Origin of the sequence: Pseudomonas sp. G2-4 (genome assembly GCF_030064125.1) — a bacterium.
GTDB lineage: Bacteria > Pseudomonadota > Gammaproteobacteria > Pseudomonadales > Pseudomonadaceae > Aquipseudomonas.
Window position 1 is genome coordinate 6,286,801 of the sequence record NZ_CP125957.1, and the last position, 19,066, is coordinate 6,305,866.

General features: G+C 61.5%; 20 protein-coding genes. 9 read left to right on the top strand and 11 right to left on the bottom strand.

Going from position 1 to position 19,066, the window contains the following annotated elements:
* Positions 1–5: 5 nt before the first annotated feature.
* The 3 genes from rnk to cyaY all read right to left on the bottom strand — a co-directional run bounded on the left by rnk (position 6) and on the right by cyaY (position 1,276).
* Entirely contained in the window at positions 6–416 is a 411-nt protein-coding gene (rnk, locus tag QNH97_RS27710; protein ID WP_283554779.1) for a nucleoside diphosphate kinase regulator, read from the bottom strand.
* 304 nt (positions 417–720) lie between these two features.
* On the bottom strand, positions 721–939 hold the full coding sequence (locus QNH97_RS27715) for a DUF1289 domain-containing protein (protein WP_283557565.1): 219 nt from the start codon (positions 937–939) through the stop codon (positions 721–723).
* Positions 940–943: 4 nt separating this feature from the next.
* Positions 944–1,276, bottom strand: coding sequence for an iron donor protein CyaY (gene cyaY, locus QNH97_RS27720; protein ID WP_283554780.1), 333 nt, complete (start codon positions 1,274–1,276; stop codon positions 944–946).
* Positions 1,277–1,480: 204 nt separating this feature from the next.
* Here cyaY and lptM point away from each other — a divergent pair, with 204 nt between their 5' ends.
* The 6 genes from lptM to QNH97_RS27750 are packed head-to-tail and all read left to right on the top strand — an operon-like array spanning position 1,481 to position 6,085.
* The gene (lptM, locus tag QNH97_RS27725) at positions 1,481–1,651 is read left to right on the top strand and encodes an LPS translocon maturation chaperone LptM (protein WP_283554781.1); all 171 of its coding nucleotides are present in this window, start codon (positions 1,481–1,483) and stop codon (positions 1,649–1,651) included.
* Between the two features lie 9 nt (positions 1,652–1,660).
* A complete protein-coding gene (gene lysA / locus QNH97_RS27730) occupies positions 1,661–2,908 on the top strand; it encodes a diaminopimelate decarboxylase (RefSeq protein WP_283554782.1) in 1,248 nt (415 codons plus the stop codon).
* A gap of 4 nt (positions 2,909–2,912) precedes the next feature.
* Positions 2,913–3,743, top strand: coding sequence for a diaminopimelate epimerase (gene dapF, locus QNH97_RS27735; protein WP_283554783.1), 831 nt, complete (start codon positions 2,913–2,915; stop codon positions 3,741–3,743).
* Between the two features lie 13 nt (positions 3,744–3,756).
* On the top strand, positions 3,757–4,482 hold the full coding sequence (locus QNH97_RS27740) for a DUF484 family protein (protein WP_283554784.1): 726 nt from the start codon (positions 3,757–3,759) through the stop codon (positions 4,480–4,482).
* Positions 4,483–4,484: 2 nt separating this feature from the next.
* Entirely contained in the window at positions 4,485–5,384 is a 900-nt protein-coding gene (gene xerC, locus QNH97_RS27745; RefSeq protein ID WP_283554785.1) for a tyrosine recombinase XerC, read from the top strand.
* Positions 5,381–6,085: an HAD family hydrolase gene (locus QNH97_RS27750; RefSeq protein ID WP_283554786.1), complete on the top strand. Its 705-nt coding sequence runs from the start codon at positions 5,381–5,383 to the stop codon at positions 6,083–6,085. The genes xerC and QNH97_RS27750 overlap by 4 nt, the downstream gene beginning before the upstream one ends.
* A gap of 191 nt (positions 6,086–6,276) precedes the next feature.
* Here QNH97_RS27750 and sutA read toward each other — a convergent pair whose 3' ends face one another.
* The 4 genes from sutA to glnK all read right to left on the bottom strand — a co-directional run bounded on the left by sutA (position 6,277) and on the right by glnK (position 9,046).
* Positions 6,277–6,600: a dormancy-specific transcriptional regulator SutA gene (gene sutA, locus QNH97_RS27755; protein ID WP_135847744.1), complete on the bottom strand. Its 324-nt coding sequence runs from the start codon at positions 6,598–6,600 to the stop codon at positions 6,277–6,279.
* 101 nt (positions 6,601–6,701) lie between these two features.
* Positions 6,702–7,127 carry a secondary thiamine-phosphate synthase enzyme YjbQ gene (locus QNH97_RS27760; protein ID WP_283557566.1) on the bottom strand — a complete coding sequence of 142 codons (426 nt, stop codon included), beginning with the start codon at positions 7,125–7,127 and terminating at the stop codon, positions 6,702–6,704.
* Positions 7,128–7,339: 212 nt separating this feature from the next.
* The gene (locus QNH97_RS27765) at positions 7,340–8,674 is read right to left on the bottom strand and encodes an ammonium transporter (protein WP_283554787.1); all 1,335 of its coding nucleotides are present in this window, start codon (positions 8,672–8,674) and stop codon (positions 7,340–7,342) included.
* A 33-nt stretch (positions 8,675–8,707) separates the two neighbouring features.
* A complete protein-coding gene (gene glnK, locus QNH97_RS27770) occupies positions 8,708–9,046 on the bottom strand; it encodes a P-II family nitrogen regulator (RefSeq protein ID WP_002555808.1) in 339 nt (112 codons plus the stop codon).
* Positions 9,047–9,459: 413 nt separating this feature from the next.
* Here glnK and QNH97_RS27775 point away from each other — a divergent pair, with 413 nt between their 5' ends.
* Positions 9,460–9,720 (top strand): accessory factor UbiK family protein, encoded by a 261-nt coding sequence (locus tag QNH97_RS27775; protein WP_025216106.1) that lies wholly within the window; start codon positions 9,460–9,462, stop codon positions 9,718–9,720.
* Positions 9,721–9,737: 17 nt separating this feature from the next.
* Here QNH97_RS27775 and QNH97_RS27780 read toward each other — a convergent pair whose 3' ends face one another.
* Positions 9,738–11,015 carry a sensor histidine kinase gene (locus QNH97_RS27780; protein ID WP_283554788.1) on the bottom strand — a complete coding sequence of 426 codons (1,278 nt, stop codon included), beginning with the start codon at positions 11,013–11,015 and terminating at the stop codon, positions 9,738–9,740.
* Between the two features lie 262 nt (positions 11,016–11,277).
* Between QNH97_RS27780 and QNH97_RS27785 the strand changes: the two genes are divergently transcribed.
* A complete protein-coding gene (locus QNH97_RS27785; protein WP_283554789.1) occupies positions 11,278–12,771 on the top strand; it encodes a YifB family Mg chelatase-like AAA ATPase in 1,494 nt (497 codons plus the stop codon).
* A 6-nt stretch (positions 12,772–12,777) separates the two neighbouring features.
* On the opposite strand, the gene QNH97_RS27790 is transcribed toward QNH97_RS27785, so the two are convergent.
* The 3 genes from QNH97_RS27790 to QNH97_RS27800 form a co-directional block, all read right to left on the bottom strand.
* Complete coding sequence (locus QNH97_RS27790; protein WP_283554790.1) at positions 12,778–13,992, bottom strand: aldose 1-epimerase family protein; 1,215 nt, start codon at positions 13,990–13,992, stop codon at positions 12,778–12,780.
* Between the two features lie 363 nt (positions 13,993–14,355).
* Entirely contained in the window at positions 14,356–16,332 is a 1,977-nt protein-coding gene (locus QNH97_RS27795; RefSeq protein ID WP_283554791.1) for a methyl-accepting chemotaxis protein, read from the bottom strand.
* 185 nt (positions 16,333–16,517) lie between these two features.
* Entirely contained in the window at positions 16,518–17,438 is a 921-nt protein-coding gene (locus tag QNH97_RS27800) for a LysR substrate-binding domain-containing protein (RefSeq protein ID WP_283554792.1), read from the bottom strand.
* 151 nt (positions 17,439–17,589) lie between these two features.
* Between QNH97_RS27800 and QNH97_RS27805 the strand changes: the two genes are divergently transcribed.
* On the top strand, positions 17,590–18,990 hold the full coding sequence (locus tag QNH97_RS27805; RefSeq protein WP_283554793.1) for a NorM family multidrug efflux MATE transporter: 1,401 nt from the start codon (positions 17,590–17,592) through the stop codon (positions 18,988–18,990).
* The last annotated feature ends 76 nt before the right edge of the window (positions 18,991–19,066 follow it).

A 19,066-nucleotide genomic window follows, 5' to 3' on the forward strand; every position in this document is an offset into this window, starting at 1 on the left:
GCCGCTCAGAGGTGGAAGTCGCCGCCCGCTTCAGGCTGATATTCCACGGCCAGCAACGTCAGCTTCAGCGTCTTGCCGCCCGGGGCGGGCCAGTCGATGTGCTGGCCGACCTTCAGCCCCAGCAATGCGCTGCCCACCGGGGCGAGGATCGAAATCTTGCCTTCATCGGCATTCGCGTCCTGGGGGTAAACCAGGGTCAGGTGATAGTCCTTGCCACTGCTTTCTTCGCGGCAGTGCACGCGTGAGTTCATGGTCACGACATCGGCGGGCACTTCATCGTGGCCCACCAGGCTATCGGCGCGATCCAGTTCGGTTTGCAACGCAATCACGCCTGGCAGCGTTTCATCAAGGCTGTCGATCAGGCGTTCCAGACGCTGTACGTCCAGACGGGTAAGGGTGATGGAAGGTGCGGTCATGATCCGGGCAGACTCCTTTCTTCTGCACAAAAAAAGCAAAACCCCGCCACAAAAAGGCGGGGTTTTCACGGGCCTCGATGAGTTGAGGCGTAGCCGGACACTATCACAGCTCAATAAATAAACAACCCGGGCGGGGTACAGCGGTACCCATGGGTAGCTCACGACAACCGAATGGGCGACGCCGAACCCTTGTGGCGAGGGAGCTTGCTCCCGCTCGGCTGCGCAGCAGTCGCAAGATTTTGGAGTCGCTTCGCACCCCAGCGGGAGCAAGCTCCCTCGCCACAGAAGCTTCCAAGACCAACGGTTACCTTAGGGACTTGCGCTCAAGCGCCTCGGCACAGATCACCCGGCGGCGCTCATCGTCGGCCGAGCGCCATTCGCGGATATCCTCCACATGGCGGAAACAGCCGAGGCAGACCTTCTGTTCATCCAGCTTGCACACGCTGCTACACGGTGAAGGCACGGCGGAACTGACATTACTGTAGAGCGGCTTGGGCGGCCGCGCCGGGGCGGTCTGGCTCACGCGGTCACAGGCCTTCGAAATCAAGTTCTGCATCCGCCTGCTGCTTGACGATGCGCTCGAGCATCTCGCCCAGCTGCTCTTCGCTCTTGTCGCACATCCAGCGCTCGCTTTCCTCGTCGTAGTCGAAGTGGAACCCGCCGGACACCGCTGCCAGCCACAACTGCCGCAACGGCTCCTGGCGACTGAAGATCAACTGGGTGCCGTTCTCGAACTTGACGGTCAGCACACCGGCGGAGCTTTCCAGATCGATATCCAGGCCACTTTCGTCAAACACATCCTCCAGCATTTGCTGGGTGCTATCGACCAGATCGTGGAAACGGGCTTCAGTCAAACTCATTGCGGCAACCTCGAAAATGTCTGCTCATGCTCAAGCGCCGCAAGATACGGGCGCTTCCCGGCGATTGCAAAGGATATACCGACCGAAGACAGCCCGCGCCGGGAAATGCCCGGTGGCCGGTCGGACGGGAACCCCGTTGCATAGGCAAGCCGCCGGGTGGCCGGTATACTCCGGCGCAATTAACGCATTTTCAAGGATTTCGCCATGAAGCGCCTGATCTCTTCCCTTGCTGCGCTCGTCGCGGTTGCCTGCCTTGTGACGGCCTGTGGTCAAAAAGGTCCGTTGTACCTGCCTGATGACAGCAAGTCCCCTGAAGAGCAGGCCAAGTCGTCGCAAGCCAAACCCCACGCGCACGACACCAACCCCACTTACTAAGGGAACGCCATGGACGCTTTTAACTACCGTGGCGGGGAGCTGTTCGCGGAAGGGGTTGCCCTGTCCGCGATCGCCGAACGTTTCGGCACGCCGACCTACGTCTATTCCCGAGCTCACATCGAAGCCCAATACCTGGCCTTCGCCGATGCCCTCGCCGGCATGCCGCACCTGGTGTGTTTCGCCGTAAAAGCCAACTCCAACCTGGGTGTACTCAATGTCCTGGCGCGCATGGGCGCCGGTTTCGACATCGTTTCAGGTGGTGAGCTCGAACGCGTACTGGCCGCCGGCGGCAGCGCTGACAAGATCGTATTTTCCGGGGTCGGCAAGACCCGTGAAGACATGCGCCGCGCACTGGAAGTCGGCGTGCACTGCTTCAACATCGAATCCACCGACGAGCTGGAGCGCCTGCAAATCGTCGCCGCCGAGCTGGGTGTCCGCGCGCCGATCTCCCTGCGCGTGAACCCGGACGTCGACGCTGGCACCCACCCGTACATTTCCACCGGCCTCAAGGAAAACAAGTTCGGCATCGCCATTGCCGACGCCGAAGACGTGTATGTGCGTGCCGCCCAACTGCCAAACCTGGAAGTACTGGGCGTCGATTGCCACATCGGCTCACAGCTGACCACCCTTGAGCCCTTCATCGATGCCCTCGACCGCCTGTTGGCGCTGGTCGACCGCCTCGGCGACTGCGGCATCTACCTGCGTCACATCGACTTGGGTGGCGGTGTCGGCGTGCGCTATCGCGATGAAGAGCCGCCGCTGGTGGCCGACTACATCAAGGCTGTGCGTGAACGCCTCGAAGGGCGTGACCTGGCGCTGTTGTTCGAGCCGGGCCGCTACATCGTGGCCAACGCCGGCGTGCTGCTGACCCAGGTCGAATACCTCAAGCACACCGAGCACAAGGACTTCGCCATCGTCGATGCGGCCATGAACGACCTGATCCGCCCGGCGCTGTACCAGGCGTGGATGGACGTGACCGCAGTGCGCCCACGCGACAGCGCCGCCCGCAGCTATGACATCGTCGGACCGATCTGCGAAACCGGCGACTTCCTGGCCAAGGGCCGGGAGCTTGCGCTGGAAGAAGGCGATTTGCTGGCCGTGCATTCGGCCGGGGCCTACGGGTTTGTCATGAGTTCCAACTACAACACCCGCGGCCGTTGCGCCGAGGTGCTGGTGGACGGTGATCAGGCATTCGAAGTGCGTCGCCGCGAGACGGTAGCCGAGTTGTTTGCCGGCGAAAGCCTGCTGCCGGAGTAAAACCATGCTGCTGCGTTTTACCAAGATGCACGGCCTGGGCAATGACTTCATGGTCCTCGACCTGGTCAGCCAGCACGCGCACATCCTGCCCAAGCACGCCAAGCAATGGGGAGACCGACACACCGGTATCGGCTTCGACCAACTGTTGATCGTCGAAGCGCCCAACAATCCGGACGTGGATTTCCGTTATCGGATCTTCAACGCCGACGGTTCGGAAGTGGAGCAATGCGGCAACGGCGCGCGCTGCTTCGCCCGCTTCGTGCTGGACAAGCGGCTGACCGCCAAGCGGCAGATCCGCGTCGAGACCAAAAGCGGCATCATCGAACTGGATGTGCGCAGCGACGGCCAGATCGGCGTCAACATGGGCGCCCCGCGCCTGGTACCGGCGGATATTCCGTTCGAAGCGCCGGCCCAGGCCTTGAGCTATCAGATGGAAGTCGATGGCACAACGGTGGAACTGGCGGCGGTGTCCATGGGCAACCCCCATGCCGTGCTGCGAGTGGCGGATATCAATAGCGCACCGGTCCATGAGCTGGGGCCGAAAATCGAGCACCATCCGCGCTTCCCGGCACGGGTGAACGTCGGTTTCCTGCAAGTCATCGACCGTCACCGCGCGCAATTGCGCGTCTGGGAACGCGGCGCCGGGGAAACCCAGGCCTGCGGCACCGGCGCCTGTGCGGCGGCAGTCGCGGCGATCAGCCAGGGGTGGATGGATTCGCCATTGTTGATCGACCTGCCTGGCGGGCGCCTGTCCATCGAATGGGCAGGCCCTGGTCAACCGGTGATGATGACCGGCCCGGCAGTACGCGTATACGAAGGACAAGTTCGTCTTTGAGTGAGCCAAACCCATGACCGACCAGCCACAGGTTCCAGCCCCACAGTCCGACGAATCCCCGAGCCCGCTTCCGGAAACCGCGGCAGTGGCCGCGTACCTGGAAGCCCATCCGGACTTCTTCGTCGAACATGAAGAATTGCTTGCGACCCTGCGCATCCCCCACCGGCGCGGCGATACCGTGTCGCTGGTGGAGCATCAAATGAAGATCTTGCGCGAGCGCAACATCGAAATGCGCCACCGTCTTTCGCACTTGATGGACGTCGCCCGGGACAATGACCGGCTCTTCGACAAGACCCGCCGGTTGATCCTGGCCCTGATGGACGCCAGCACCCTCGAGGATGTGGTGATGAGCGTCGAAGACAGCCTGCGCCAGGATTTCCAGGTGCCTTTTGTCAGCCTGATCCTGTTTGGCGACAGCGCCATGCCGGTGGGCCGCTGGGTGACCCACGCCGATGCACAGACCGCCATCGGCGGCCTGCTCACGGAAAACAAAAGCGTCAGTGGCAGCCTGCGCGAACATGAGCTGGACTTCCTGTTCGGCGAAGAACAGCGCAAGCAGATCGGCTCCACTGCCGTCGTGGCCATCGCCCATCAGGGCGTGCATGGCGTGCTGGCCATCGCCAGTCGCGACCCGCAGCACTACAAGAGCTCAGTGGGCACGCTGTTCTTGAGCTACATCGCCGAAGTCACCGGCCGGGTGCTGCCACGGGTTGCCGGTTCGCTGCGCTCGGTACGCTGATAATGGAGCGACAACTGGACGCCTACTGCGAACACCTGCGCAGTGAGCGCCAGGTGTCGCCCCATACGTTGTCGGCCTATCGCCGCGACCTGGACAAAGTCCTGGGCTGGTGCCAGAAACAGAACATTGGCAGTTGGTCAGCGCTGGACATCCAGCGTCTGCGTAGCCTGATCGCCCGCCTGCACCAACAAGGGCAATCCTCCCGCAGCCTGGCGCGCCTGTTGTCGGCGGTGCGCGGTTTGTACCACTACCTCAACCGCGAAGGTCTCTGCGATCACGACCCGGCCACCGGCCTGGCGCCGCCCAAGGGCGAACGCCGGCTGCCGAAAACCCTCGACACCGATCGCGCCCTGCAACTGCTTGAAGGTGCCGTCGAGGATGACTTCCTGGCGCGGCGGGACCAGGCGATTCTCGAGCTGTTCTATTCTTCCGGCCTGCGGCTTTCGGAGCTGACAGGGTTGAATCTGGATCAATTGGACTTGGCCGACGGCATGGTCCAGGTACTCGGCAAAGGCAGCAAGACCCGCCTGCTACCCGTCGGACGCAAGGCTCGCGAAGCCCTGGCACTGTGGCTACCGCTGCGGGCGCTGACCAACCCCGCCGACGACGCGGTATTCGTCAGCCAACAGGGCCGACGCCTCGGTCCGCGAGCGATCCAGGTGCGCGTCAAGGCAGCCGGCGAGCGTGAGTTGGGACAGAACCTGCACCCGCACATGCTCAGGCATTCCTTCGCCAGCCATTTGCTGGAGTCGTCCCAGGACCTGCGCGCCGTCCAGGAGCTGCTCGGCCACTCGGACATCAAGACCACACAGATCTATACCCACCTGGATTTCCAGCATCTGGCGACGGTCTATGACAGTGCCCACCCCAGGGCCAAACGTATCAAGGGCGACGAATCATGACCATCGAGCTCATCACTTTCGACCTCGACGACACCCTGTGGGATACCGCTCCGGTGATCGCCAGCGCCGAAGCCGTATTACGCCAGTGGCTGACCGACAACGCTGCGAACCTGGGCGGCGTGCCAGTGGAGCACCTGTTCTCGATTCGCGAACAAGTGCTGCGCGAAGAGCCCGGCCTGAAGCACCGCATCAGTGCGTTGCGCCGACGGGTGCTGTTTCGGGCCTTGCAGGAAGCCGGCTACGACCAGTGGCAAGCGTCCGAGCTGGCAGACCAGGCATTCGAAACGTTCCTGCACGCCCGTCATCAACTGGAGGTTTTCCCCGAGGTCCAGCCCACCCTGGAAATCCTCGCCAACCATTTCGCCCTTGGCGTGGTCACCAATGGCAACGCCGATGTGCGTCGCCTGGGGCTGGCGGATTATTTCAAATTCGCCCTGTGCGCCGAAGACATCGGCATCGCCAAGCCGGACGCGCGGCTGTTCCACGAGGCCTTGCAGCGCGGTGGCGCCACGGCGCAGACCGCCGTGCACATTGGCGATCATCCGGGCGATGACATCGCCGGCGCCCAACAGGCCGGCCTGCGCGCGGTGTGGTTCAACCCGGCGGGCAAGGCCTGGGACGCCGATCATGCGCCGGATGCGGAGATTCGCAGCCTGACCGAATTGCCAGGGTTGTTGGCGGGCTGGCATAGCCAGCGCTGAACCCTCAAAGCCCCTTGTGGGAGCGAGCCTGCTCGCGAAGGCGGCGGCATATCCAGCATCAATGCCAACAGACCCACCGCTATCGCGAGCAAGCTCGCTCCACAGGGACGGTGCTTAGCCTGAGAACTTTATCCAGCCCATGAAAAAGCCCGCAGCGACGGCGGGCTTTTTCAGCAAGCAAGACGCAGAACTCAGATAGGGCGGCTGCCGTACTTGTTGTCAGGCTTCTTGGGCGGATCAGCGACCACGTTGGCCTCCACTTCCTGCACCTTCCCACCCCGGGCCAGGAATTCCTCCATGGCCTTGGCAAGCGCGTCACGCTCCTTGTTCTTGGCCTCGACGCTTGGCAACTCGTCGACCGATACTGCCGCCTTGGCCTTGCCTTTGGCGGTTGGGACCGGTACATCCGCCCCCTCGTCATCGGCAACGTCTTCAGCCGCTGCTTCCAAGCCTTCTTCAGCCTCGTCTTCGTCACCTACTTCGAGGTCGTCGTTTTCCAGATCATCGTCGCTCATGTTCTACCTCATGACTTGCGAAAAGCAGATTAGTTATAGCCCAGCTTCGCCATCTGTCGAAGGCTGCCAGAAAAAATTCAACATCCGCCAGCAAACAGCGGTTATGCCCCTTCACCGTACAAGGTGGCGAGGACTTTACGAGCACCGCCATGATCACGGTGCTCGCCCAGATAGATACCCTGCCAGGTACCTAGCGCCAACCGTCCTGCCGAGACCGGCAGACTGAGCTGGCAACCAAGCACGCTGGCCTTGAAGTGCGCCGGGAGGTCGTCCAGGCCTTCGTCGTTGTGCTCATAATCGGCGGTTCCTTGTGGGATCAGCCGATTGAAAAATCGTTCGAAGTCTCGACGTACCGCCGGATCGGCGTTCTCGTTGATGGTCAACGAGGCCGAGGTATGCTGCAGCCACAGATGCAACAGACCGACACGACACACCTGGAGTTCAGGCAGGCCGGCGAGCAACTCGTCTGTTACCAGATGAAAGCCCCGAGGCCTTGCCCGCAGGGTTATCAGCGTCTGTTGCCACATACAGATCTCCGCACGTTCGGCGCGCATTCTAGCGCGCTCTGGGAAAAAACAAAGGGCCTAATGCGCCTGCCTCCATGTAAGCCTTTGGCCGGAGAAAAACCCATGTCGCCTACACAACGAAAGGCGTCGGGAAAACCGGCACTCCGTGTGAGCACTGACAAATTCCAGACAAAAAAATGCCCGGCGAACCGGGCATTTTTTATTCTGCGTGCTTACAGGTTGTAACCACGCTCGTTGTGCTGGGCCAGGTCCAGGCCCACGGCTTCTTCTTCCTCGGAGACACGCAGCCCCATGACGGCGTCCAACACCTTGAGGATGATGAAGGTAACGATCGCGGTGTAGATCACCGTGAAACCCACACCTTTGAATTGAATCCACACTTGCGCACCGATATCGGTCACGGTGCCGAAGCCACCCAGGGCCGGTGCAGCGAACACACCGGTCAGGATCGCGCCGAGGATACCGCCAATGCCATGCACGCCGAATGCGTCCAGGGAATCGTCATAACCGAGTTTGCGCTTGAGGGTGGTGGCGCAGAAGAAGCACACCACGCCCGCTGACAGGCCGATGACCAGGGCGCCCATCGGGCCCACGGTACCAGCAGCCGGAGTAATCGCGACCAGACCCGCTACCACGCCCGAGGCAATGCCCAGCGCGCTTGGCTTGCCGTGGGTGATCCACTCGGCAAACATCCAGCCCAGCGCCGCAGCGGCAGTGGCAATCTGGGTAACCAGCATCGCCATGCCGGCGGTGCCGTTGGCGGCGACGGCGGAACCGGCGTTGAAACCGAACCAGCCGACCCACAGCATGGCAGCACCCATGAGGGTGTAACCCAGGTTATGCGGCGCCATTGGCGTGGTCGGGAAGCCTTTGCGCTTGCCCAGTACCAGGCACGCTACCAAGCCGGCGACACCGGCGTTGATGTGCACCACGGTACCGCCGGCGAAGTCCAGCACGCCCCAGTCCCACATCAAGCCGCCGTTACCGGACCAGACCATGTGTGCGATCGGCGCATACACCAGGGTGAACCACACGCCCATGAAGATCAGCATGGCGGAAAACTTCATCCGCTCGGCAAACGCACCGACGATCAGCGCTGGTGTGATGATAGCGAACGTCATCTGGAACGTGATGAACACCGCTTCAGGGAACAGCGCCGCCGGACCGGTCAGGCTGGACGGGGTGACGCCCGCCAGGAACGCCTTGCCCAGGCCACCCACGAAGGAATTGAAATTGACGACGCCCTGCTCCATGCCCGTGGTGTCGAACGCGATGCTGTAGCCATAAATGACCCACAGGACGCTGATCAGACCGGTAATGGCGAAGCACTGCATCATCACGGAAAGAATGTTTTTCGACCGAACCATGCCGCCGTAGAACAGCGCCAGGCCGGGGATGGTCATGAACAGTACAAGAATCGTGGCAGTCAGCATCCAGGCGGTGTCGCCGGAGTTCAGGACTGGGGCTGCCGCTTCTTCTGCCATGGCCAAGCCAGGCATTGCGAAGGACAACAGGGCTCCTAGCCCTGCGAATTTACGCAGAGTCATATTGTTTTCTCCTGGGGCGTTGGGTTTGGCGGCTTAGATAGCGTCGGTATCGGTTTCGCCGGTACGGATGCGAATGGCCTGTTCCAGATTGACCACAAAGATCTTTCCGTCACCAATCTTGCCGGTGTTGGCGGCCTTGGTGATTGCCTCGATCACCCGATCAAGATCCTTGTCGTCAATGGCGACATCGATCTTCACCTTCGGCAGGAAATCGACCACGTATTCCGCACCGCGATACAGCTCGGTGTGACCTTTTTGCCGACCGAAGCCTTTGACCTCAGTAACGGTAATGCCCTGCACGCCGATCTCGGACAGCGACTCGCGCACGTCGTCCAATTTGAACGGCTTGATGATGGCAGTGACTAGCTTCATGAAACTTTCTCCCGAATTGGTGGACTTGCCCCAGGAAAACAAACCCGACTCAAGTCTAAGCGCAGTGCCTGGCTTTGTAACGCATCGTCGGCCCAAGTTGCCCGACAGGTGCCAGTTAACCGATCCTGACGAAACTCCCCGCTCCGCCTGCTGCACTGCATTCGTCACAGCGACTGCATCAGTGCATGGGTCATCAGCCTCTAAGCAGAAAGCTTGCCATCTGTGCCCAAACCCCCTGATTTCAATCCTTTCAAGACTCTGCCGGCCTGCGCTGCGCGACGAACCGCAGCATTACGCACAACAACAGTGCGACGACACTCGACCTCATGCGCGAAAAGCGTGCACTCCTCGCTTGGAATGGACTATAGACACTGCGTGATACACTGCCCGCCATTGTTTTCAGGACACCTGCCATGCTTGCGCCCAAAGACCTCCTCGACGCCCTGAGCGGCCATGCCTCCCGCCTCTTGAGCGGCGACACTCCTCTGCCCAAAAGCGAAATCGAAAGCCAGTTCAAGGCCCTGCTGCAAAGCGGCTTCAGCAAGCTGGACCTGGTGAGCCGGGAAGAATTCGACAGCCAGATGGTCGTGCTTGCCCGAACCCGGGCACGGCTCGAGAGTTTGGAAACCAAGGTCGCGGAGCTGGAAGCGCGACTGGCTCCAGCACAGGAATAAGCCGCCCACCCGGCGACTCAACCACTCGCTGCCCCCATGGGTTGGCTCGGTGCCGACGTGCGCGGCAGCTCCAGGGTAAAGAGCGCCCCCTTACCCGGCCCCGCGCTCTGCGCCGTCAGATCGCCGCCCATCTCGTGCGCGGCCAAAATGCAGCTGTGCAGGCCGAAACCGTGGCCGTTGGCGCGCGTGGTGAAGCCGTGCTCGAACACCCGCGCAAGATTGTCCGGCGAAATCCCCTCGCCGTTATCCTCGACCTCAATCCGCACACGCTTATCGTCAATGGCTTTCAGGCGCAGGATAATTCGCGACGGTCGATCCGCGACCGAACCCAGCGCCTGCTTGGCGTTGTTGATCAGATTGACCAGGATCTGCAGCACTTTGTGCTTGTCCAGCGGCATCGTCGCAATATCGCTGAACTCCTTGACCAGCGTGACCTGGTGGCGCGCCAGGGACACGTCGCAGATGCGCACCACATCCTCGAGCAACTCTCGCAGCGAGCCCGGCTCCAGCACGCTGGAGTTGCCGGCATAGGACTGCTGGGTGGCGACGATTTCCTTGATATGGTCGATGCTCCTGGTCAACTTCGCCAACTCGCTGATCATGCTCTGCTGCTCGGCTGCCAGCGCCTCGGCCAGCTTGTCCAGATAGTCCGGCAGGACCCGGCCTTTCGGGTCGCTGCTGATGAAATCACCGAGGTCATCGGGGTGCTCCTTCATCAGCTGGACGACCTTGGCGACCCCAGGCCTTTTGGATGTGTGCACTTTCTCGTACAGAACCTGGGCTGAGACATTGACGCTATTGAGCACATTGCCCACGTTATGCAGCACGTTGGTGGCAATTTCCGCCATGCCCGCCCGGCGCGCGGTGGTGACCAGCTCGGCCTGCGCCTCTCGCAGCTCGTCGTTGACCTTGGCCAGTTGTTGCGGGCTGGGGATCTTCAAGGCCGCCGGCACCAGCCGGACCAGCAGGATGGCGGTAATCACCGACGCTATCGCCGTGATCACCTTGACCAGCGCCGACAGCCAGTAATAGGGCTGCCAGATGGTCAGGATCTCCATCACATGACTGGTTCCGCAGGCCAGGATAAACACGCCAAAAGCTGCCAGCATCCAGTCAAATGGCACGTCCTTGCGCCTGTGGATAAAGTAGATAAGCGTAAAGGGAATGGTGACGTAGGAGAGGGTGATCAAGCCATCGGCGATGACATTGGTCCACAGCAGATCAGGGCGCCACATGTAGCAATGCCCATGGGGCATAAAGCGTTTGTCGGCTAACAGAGCCAGCAGATCGTTCATGGCCACTTCCTCCCTGCGCCATTGATGCCGCCAAGTGCCGATGGGGCAAATCGCAGTCTAGCAGAGGGCCTGGCTCGTTCATTTTTGAGCGAGCAGATGGAGGCAAGCGGCCAAGCGCGTGCAATAGATCAGGGTGGAAACGAGCGTCACCCCGCAACATTCTGCCAAAATTTCCCCATCAATTACCGCACCACTGCATGCCCCCACGACTAACCTTCAAGAGCCGCAGGACGCGGCTCCCTATTCACTCAAGGAACGATTCATGTCGCTTGCCATTATCCATAGCCGCGCCCAGGTAGGGGTGGAGGCTCCTGCCGTTACTGTAGAAGTCCATCTGGCCAATGGCTTGCCGTCGCTGACGATGGTCGGCTTGCCGGAGGCGGCAGTGAAGGAAAGCAAGGACCGGGTGCGCAGCGCGATCATCAACTCAGGGCTGAATTTCCCGGCCAGGCGCATCACCTTGAACCTGGCGCCGGCGGATCTGCCCAAGGATGGCGGGCGGTTTGACCTGGCCATTGCGCTGGGGATCCTGGCCGCCAGCGTCCAAGTGCCCACCTTGACCCTGGACGATGTGGAATGCCTCGGCGAGTTGGCGTTATCCGGTGCAGTGCGACCGGTACGCGGGGTATTGCCCGCAGCGCTGGCAGCGCGCAAGGCCGGGCGCGCACTCGTGGTGCCATGGGAGAATGCCGAGGAAGCCTGCCTGGCGTCGGGACTGAAGGTGATAGCCGTGAGTCACCTGCTCGAAGCTGTGGCGCATTTTAATGGCCACACTCCGGTCGAAGCGTTTGTTTCCAACGGGCTGCTTTCCGCCAGCAAGCCCTACCCCGACCTGAGCGAAGTACAGGGCCAGGTCGGGGCCAAACGGGCGCTGCTGATCGCCGCCGCCGGGGCGCATAACCTGTTGTTCAGCGGGCCGCCGGGCACTGGCAAGACACTGCTGGCGAGCCGTTTGCCGGGGCTGTTGCCGCCGTTGGCGGAAAGTGAGGCGCTGGAGGTTGCGGCCATTCAGTCTGTCGCCAGTTGCGTGCCGTTGAGCCATTGGCCGCAGCGTCCGTTTCGCCAGCCACACCACTCGGCCTCCGGCCCGGCGCTGGTGGGAGGCGGGTCAAAACCGCAACCAGGGGAAATTACCCTAGCCCATCATGGCGTGCTGTTTCTGGATGAACTGCCGGAGTTCGACCGCAAGGTACTGGAGGTCCTGAGGGAGCCTCTGGAGTCGGGTCACATCGTGGTTTCTCGCGCCCGTGACCGTGTACGCTTTCCGGCACGCTTCCAATTGGTGGCGGCGATGAATCCCTGCCCCTGTGGATATCTTGGCGAGCCCAGCGGCCGTTGCTCGTGTACGCCGGACATGGTGCAGCGCTACCGCCATAAACTCTCCGGCCCCCTGCTGGATCGCATCGACCTGCACCTGACCGTCGCCCGGGAGGCCACGGCGCTGAATCCCAGGAGCGAACCCGGTGACGATACCGCCACCGTCGCCGAGCAAGTGGCCGAAGCCCGGGAGCGTCAGCAAAAACGCCAGGGCTGTGCCAACGCCTTCCTGGATCTGCCGGGGCTGCGCCGGCACTGCAAATTATCCACAACCGATGAAACGTGGCTGGAAACCGCTTGCGAGCGGCTGACCTTGTCGCTGAGAGCCGCCCACCGTCTGCTCAAGGTTGCCCGTACGCTGGCAGACCTTGAGCGGGCAGATCGAATCAGTCGGGAGCACCTGGCTGAAGCACTGCAGTATCGGCCCGCCACGTCTTGAAGTGCGTTATGGCTTGCTCAGGTCAACCAGCGGCGTTTCCCGTACCTCGGTTTTTTGACCGTTCTGGATGGCGTCGATGCGCTTGAGTGCTTTATCCACAGCGCCCTTGTCCGCCAACAGGCTGTAGTGAATCTGGAATTGCCTGTGCTCTTTCGGCCCAATAGTAGGCACCAAGCCCAGTGGCCGCTGGTACCGACGGTTATAGGAGAAACTGGTGCCAGGTTCCAGCCCGGTCACGTAGCCCTGGCCTTGTGTGTCGGTGTTTTTCCACAGGGAGAACACCGGAAGCGTACCGGTGTTGAAGCCTACCGACACACCAAGGCTACCGGCCTTGTTGTGCAGGACGGTGAGCGTATCGCCCTTGGCGTCAGCGTAGGGCACGACGTTATAAACGGTTTCGTCGTAATCCTTGGTGGGGGCCCGGTAAGTTTGCCAATCAGGCAAATCGCCCTTGGCCTTGTCGTTGAACGGCGAGACCTGCTTGACCGGCGCCACGAAACGCGCGCCCTGCTCCAGGAAAGGTGTGCTGAAGTTGCTGTGGTAGAGCGCCTGGTATTCCTTCGGATAATCGCCGTTATTGGTCAACGTGTCGCTGAGGGCGAAAGTCACGCTGCCGGGCTCGGTAACCAGCTCGGTCTGCACCGAGAAGTCGACCTTCTTGAAGGCCTGCTCCTTCAACTCGCCTTTCAGGGTGATGGCGTACGGAGGCTTTTCATCGATGTGCACGGTGACCTTGTTGGCCGGGATGTTGGCCGCACGACCATGCAGGGTCAGCAGTTCACCGTTGTCCATGCCGGGATGACCGACCCATTCGTAGCCACAGCGAGTCACCAGCTCATTGAAACCTTCGAGCCAGCCCAACCCACCGCGACCATTGAGCTCGATGAACGCCGGATTGACCACTTCCTTGACCGGCGAATCCCAACCCATGCGCACATTCCCGACCGACGCCTGCAGGACATTCATGCCGCGGGTCGGGACAACCGAAAGCTTCATGGTGCCGTTGTCGATATCAACGATGCTGACGCCCTCTTGCCGGCCACCGTGCAGGGTGCGCATCGTCACGGAAAAAGGTTTGTCGGTTTTCACGCCAAGCTGCTGGCTGGTGATTTGCCAGGGCTGAGCCGCTTTATCGGTATCGAGCAGGACATAGTCCCAAGCCATGGCATGGGAGGCAGCGCCCAGGGCGCTAAGGGCAACGAGGAGTTTGAGCGAAGTCATGGACACGGCCTTTTATTGGAGTTGTGCGGTTTTTATAGACTTGAAGAAACGTTTCAGCAAGCCTAAAAACAGCAATTTCCGTAAAAAAGGAAGAATCGTAGACAGGTACTTTGCGAGAGCGGACTCGTGAAACGGTGGGTCGGTGGGGTGAAGAAGTGGGCAGTGCCGGCGCCTTCGCGAGCAAGCTCGCTCCCACAGTGATCCCGGGCGGTCGCGAGAAGTGTGTCGCGGCAGTTTCCTAGTGGGAGCGAGCTTGCTCGCGATGCGGTGGTGCAGCTGGCGGGGATATTGGTTGTGCCGCCATCACCAGCCCGCCCCACAATGGGTTCGGGCGAGCTGGTTCGCGACGGGTTTCAGAATGCCTCAGCGGAACCGATCGACCTCTTGGCGCAAGTCCTGGGCCAGTTTTTCCAGTTCCTTGGCGGTGACCGCCAGGTTCGAGACCACCTGACGCTGTTCGCTGTTCGCCATGGCGATGCTTTGCAGGTTGCTGCTGAGCAAGGTCGCGGTACTGCTTTGCTCTTGGGTCGCGGTGGTGATTGCCGCGAATTGCTGGCCGGCGGAGCGGCTCTGTTCGTCGATACGCTCCAAGGCCGAGGCCACGTTGGCGTTGCGCGACAAACCTTCCTGCATCAAGAGCTTGCCTTGCTCCATTGTGCTGATGGCATTGCCGGTTTCCTGCTGGATGCTGCTGATCATGCCGGAAATTTCGTCAGTGGCCTGACGGGTGCGGGACGCCAGGCTGCGAACTTCGTCAGCCACCACCGCGAAACCACGCCCCTGCTCACCCGCACGCGCCGCTTCGATGGCGGCGTTCAAGGCCAGCAGGTTGGTCTGCTCGGCGATCGAGGTGATCACCCCGACGATTCCGCCGATCTCCTGGGAACGCTGGCCCAAGGTGTTGATGACCGTAGCGGTGCTATTCAGCGCGCCGGCAATTTGCTCCAGGGACGACGAGGCTTCGCCCATCGAGGTACGACCGATCTGAGTCTGCTGGGCGTTTTCCTGGGCCAGACGCTGGGTGTTGCCCATGTTATCGGCGATATCCAGCGAGGTAGCGCTGAACTCTTCCACCGCGCCAGCCATGCTGGTGATTTCCCCGGACTGCTGCTCCATCCCTTCGTACGCGCCGTTGGACAACCCGGATAGGGCCTGGGCACGGCTGTTGACCTCTTGCGAGGCCTTGCGGATGTGCTCGACCATGGTCGACAGGGCCTGGCTCATCTGATTGAAAGCACGAGCCAACTGGCCGATTTCATCATGGCTCGACACATTCAAGCGCACGCTCAGATCGCCGGCGCCCAACGCTTCGGCCTGACGCACCAGATCCCCCAACGGCGCCAGCTTGCTGCGCAGCAGCCACACCGCCGCGCCAACCGCCAGCAACATTGCCAACAGGCTGCCAATCGCCAGTTGCGTACCGACGCTCCAGGTCACGGCGCGAATTTCGGTTTTCGGCATGCTTGCCACCACCGCCCACGGCCCGTCGGCGAATGACACGGCGACGCTGTAGAAGTCTTCGGCGGTGTCACTCCAGAACGCACCCTTACCCGGCTTCTTGACCAGCCCAACCGTAGTCGTAGCGGCCTGATCCAGCGCTTGCACGCCCGCCGGCGGTACCAACCACTTGTTCTGCTCGTCCAGCAAGGCCAGCGAACCGGTCTGGCCGATGCGGAAGCGCTTGAGGTTCTCAAACTGCGCGTTTTGCGCATCGGTGTAATCGAACCCCACATACAACACGGCAATGATCTTACCGCTGCTGTCGCGTACGGGTGTGTACTGCGACATGTAGAAACGCCCGAAAAGCAGGGCCCGACCGATGTAGCTCTGCCCGCTGATCACCGGACCGTAGGCTGGTCCGGCACGGTCGAGCACGGTACCGATGGCCCGGGTACCGTCCTGTTTACTGACTGAGGTACTGACGCGGATGAAATCATCGCCGCTGCGCACGAATACCGTGGCAACCCCGGCGGTCATTGCTTTGAAGTCATCAACTTCCTTGAAGTTGTTGTTCAACACTTCGCCACCCAGGCTCAAGCCAGGCGTCTGTACACCCGCCACGGTTACCGGCTGGTCCGGATGCACGCTCAAGCCCGCGCTAAAGCGCTTTTCGAACAAACCAGCCAATCGCTGAGTGCTCTCGCGCAAGGTGCTGTGGAACGTATTGAGCTGATCGGCCATCAGGCGTGCTTCGCTGGCCAGGTGTTCTTCGCGGGTGGCAAGGTTGGCAGTATCCAGCGAGCGCAGGGCAAAGACAGTACTGCCGGAGATGACGATCGCCAATATCACGGCTAGGGCAAGGCCTAGCTGTGAGGCGATCCGGGCACGGGGTTGAGACATGACGGCTCCTGGCCGAGAGACCGGATCATTCTGATCACGTCGCGCACTCGGCATTCAATTCGGGTGGTGAATAGGTAGCCCTTTCTAATACGAAAGTACTACCTCTCACATTCGGCGGCAAAACCGAATACTTGAGCGGCGTGGAAGGAATAACATCATATAGCCATCATTTACGCTGCAACGTTTCAGCCAAGACGCTCTACATCAGGCAGTTGCATGGCCTTCACTTCGCCTTGGAGAAAATCGCTGAGCCGACGCAAACGTTCACCTCCGGGCCGGGTTTTCGGCCAGACGAGGTAATAGTGCTCACCGCTGGCTACGGCGGTCGGCCACGGCAGGCTCAAGCGGCCCTGGGCGACGTCCTCGGCCACCATCAGCAGGTCACCCATGGATACACCATAACCGCGGGCCGCCGCGATCATGCCCAGCTCCAACGTATCGAACACCTGCCCGCCCTTGAGCGAGACCTTGTCAGACAGCCCCATGCGTTGCAGCCAGTTGCGCCAGTCACGGCGATCCGGCGTGGGGTGCAGCAGCTCGGCGGCGGCCAAGCGCGCCACATCCCAGGGCTGGTCGTTCAACAGGTTCGGCGCGCCCACCGGGATCAGTTCCTCGGGGAACAGCAAACTGGCCTCCCAGTCTGCGGGAAAGTGCCCGTTGCCCAGCAGGACAGCGCAATCGAAGGGTTCGGTATTGAAGTCCACCGCATCAATATCCATCCAGGCGCTGGTCAATTGCACCTCGTTGCCGGGCTGCAGATGCCGGAACCGACTCAGGCGCGCCAGCAGCCAACGCATGGTCAGGGTCGAGGGCGCTTTCATGCGCAGGATGTCGTCTTCGCCATGCAATGTATGACAGGCCCGCTCCAGCGCCATGAACCCTTCACGCACGCCCGGCAGCAGCAACCGCGCCGCCTCGGTCAGTTGCAGATTGCGGCCGCTACGCTGGAATAGCCGACAGGCAAAGTGCTCTTCAAGCGTACGGATATGCCGGCTGACCGCACTTTGAGTAATCGACAGCTCTTCAGCAGCCCGGGTGAACGAGCTGTATCGCGCCGCCGCTTCAAAGGCTCGCAACGCATAAAGAGGAGGGAGACGACGAGACATCGGGAAAGCTCCTATAGCCTTTGGCGAACCCCACCAGAAAGTTTTTCAGTATGAGTTTTAATCATGTCAGCGATCTTTTTTATCCTTTTGTGCAAATCGTCGCAAGCGCCGAGAATCATCGCTTTACTGCCTTGTTTGGACATGGAGTGTGATGATCATGCGGCATCCGGTGCGTACCGAACTCTGGGCCATCCTGCGGCTGGCGGGGCCGTTGATTGCCTCACAGTTGGCACACATGCTGATGGTGCTCACTGACACCGTGATGATGGCGCGCCTGAGCCCTGAAGCCCTGGCCGGTGGAGGCCTCGGAGCGGCCACCTACTCGTTCGTGTCGATTTTCTGCATCGGCGTGATCGCAGCGGTGGGAACGCTGGTGGCGATCCGTCAGGGCGCCGGCGATATCGAGGGCGCCACTCGACTGACCCAGGCCGGGCTGTGGCTGGCGTGGCTGATGGCGTTGATGGCCGGGCTGCTGTTGTGGAACCTCAAGCCGGTGTTGCTGCTGTTTGGCCAGACCGAAACCAACGTGCTGTCCGCCGGCCAGTTCCTGCTGGCATTGCCGTTCGCCCTGCCCGGTTACCTGAGCTTCATGGCCCTGCGCGGCTTCACCAGCGCCATCGGCCGCGCCACACCGGTGATGGTGATCAGCCTCGGCGGCACCGTGGCCAACTTTCTGCTCAACTACGCCCTCATCACCGGCTTGTTCGGCCTGCCGAAACTCGGCTTGATGGGGATTGGGCTGGTCACCGCCATCGTCGCCAACTGCATGGCCCTGGCGCTGGCCTGGCATATCCATCGGCATCCGGCCTACCGGGCCTATCCGCTGCTTGAAGGGTTGTCGCGGCCGAATCGCCAATACCTCAAGGAACTGTGGCGCCTGGGCCTGCCGATTGGCGGCACTTACGCGGTAGAGGTCGGGCTGTTCGCATTCGCCGCGCTGTGCATAGGCACCATGGGCAGCACACCATTGGCGGCACACCAGATCGCCCTGCAAATCGTCTCGGTGGCGTTCATGGTGCCGGCGGGGATGTCGTACGCCATCACCATGCGCATCGGCCAGCACTACGGCGCCGGGCAACTGCTGATGGCGCGACTGGCCGGGCGGGTCGGAATCGGCTTTGGCGCGGCGGTGATGCTGGCGTTCGCCATGGTGTTCTGGCTGCTGCCGAACCAACTGATCGGCTTGTTCCTGGACCACAACGACCCGGCCTTCCGCCCGGTGATCGACCTGGCCGTGAGCCTGCTGGCCGTGGCGGCGTGGTTCGAACTCTTCGATGGCGCGCAAACCATCGCGATGGGGTGCATTCGCGGGCTCAAGGACGCCAAGACCACCTTCCTCGTCGGCCTGGGTTGCTATTGGCTGATCGGCGCACCGGCAGCATGGTGGATGGCCTTCCACTTCAACTGGGGGCCGACCGGCGTCTGGTGGGGCCTGGCCCTGGGGCTGGCCTGCGCAGCGGTGAGCCTGACGGCGGCGTTTGAGTGGAAGATGAAGCGGATGATCAGGCGTGAACCCGGGCAGCAGGGTTTCGAGTTCGTTCAGACTGAATGAGTTTCCCTTGTGGGAGCGAGCTTGCTCGCGATAGCGGTGTATCCGTTACAGATAGGGTGGCTGACACGCCGTCATC

Excerpts from the sequence above, each read along its gene's own strand:
- rnk (WP_283554779.1), bottom strand. The coding sequence starts at position 416 with ATGACCGCACCTTCCATCACCCTTACCCGTCTGGACGTACAGCGTCTG.
- cyaY (WP_283554780.1), bottom strand. The coding sequence starts at position 1,276 with ATGAGTTTGACTGAAGCCCGTTTCCACGATCTGGTCGATAGCACCCAG.
- lptM (WP_283554781.1), top strand. The coding sequence starts at position 1,481 with ATGAAGCGCCTGATCTCTTCCCTTGCTGCGCTCGTCGCGGTTGCCTGC.
- lysA (WP_283554782.1), top strand. The coding sequence starts at position 1,661 with ATGGACGCTTTTAACTACCGTGGCGGGGAGCTGTTCGCGGAAGGGGTT.
- dapF (WP_283554783.1), top strand. The coding sequence starts at position 2,913 with ATGCTGCTGCGTTTTACCAAGATGCACGGCCTGGGCAATGACTTCATG.
- QNH97_RS27740 (WP_283554784.1), top strand. The coding sequence starts at position 3,757 with ATGACCGACCAGCCACAGGTTCCAGCCCCACAGTCCGACGAATCCCCG.
- xerC (WP_283554785.1), top strand. The coding sequence starts at position 4,485 with ATGGAGCGACAACTGGACGCCTACTGCGAACACCTGCGCAGTGAGCGC.
- QNH97_RS27750 (WP_283554786.1), top strand. The coding sequence starts at position 5,381 with ATGACCATCGAGCTCATCACTTTCGACCTCGACGACACCCTGTGGGAT.
- sutA (WP_135847744.1), bottom strand. The coding sequence starts at position 6,600 with ATGAGCGACGATGATCTGGAAAACGACGACCTCGAAGTAGGTGACGAA.
- QNH97_RS27760 (WP_283557566.1), bottom strand. The coding sequence starts at position 7,127 with ATGTGGCAACAGACGCTGATAACCCTGCGGGCAAGGCCTCGGGGCTTT.
- QNH97_RS27765 (WP_283554787.1), bottom strand. The coding sequence starts at position 8,674 with ATGACTCTGCGTAAATTCGCAGGGCTAGGAGCCCTGTTGTCCTTCGCA.
- glnK (WP_002555808.1), bottom strand. The coding sequence starts at position 9,046 with ATGAAGCTAGTCACTGCCATCATCAAGCCGTTCAAATTGGACGACGTG.
- QNH97_RS27775 (WP_025216106.1), top strand. The coding sequence starts at position 9,460 with ATGCTTGCGCCCAAAGACCTCCTCGACGCCCTGAGCGGCCATGCCTCC.
- QNH97_RS27780 (WP_283554788.1), bottom strand. The coding sequence starts at position 11,015 with ATGAACGATCTGCTGGCTCTGTTAGCCGACAAACGCTTTATGCCCCAT.
- QNH97_RS27785 (WP_283554789.1), top strand. The coding sequence starts at position 11,278 with ATGTCGCTTGCCATTATCCATAGCCGCGCCCAGGTAGGGGTGGAGGCT.
- QNH97_RS27790 (WP_283554790.1), bottom strand. The coding sequence starts at position 13,992 with ATGACTTCGCTCAAACTCCTCGTTGCCCTTAGCGCCCTGGGCGCTGCC.
- QNH97_RS27795 (WP_283554791.1), bottom strand. The coding sequence starts at position 16,332 with ATGTCTCAACCCCGTGCCCGGATCGCCTCACAGCTAGGCCTTGCCCTA.
- QNH97_RS27800 (WP_283554792.1), bottom strand. The coding sequence starts at position 17,438 with ATGTCTCGTCGTCTCCCTCCTCTTTATGCGTTGCGAGCCTTTGAAGCG.
- QNH97_RS27805 (WP_283554793.1), top strand. The coding sequence starts at position 17,590 with ATGATCATGCGGCATCCGGTGCGTACCGAACTCTGGGCCATCCTGCGG.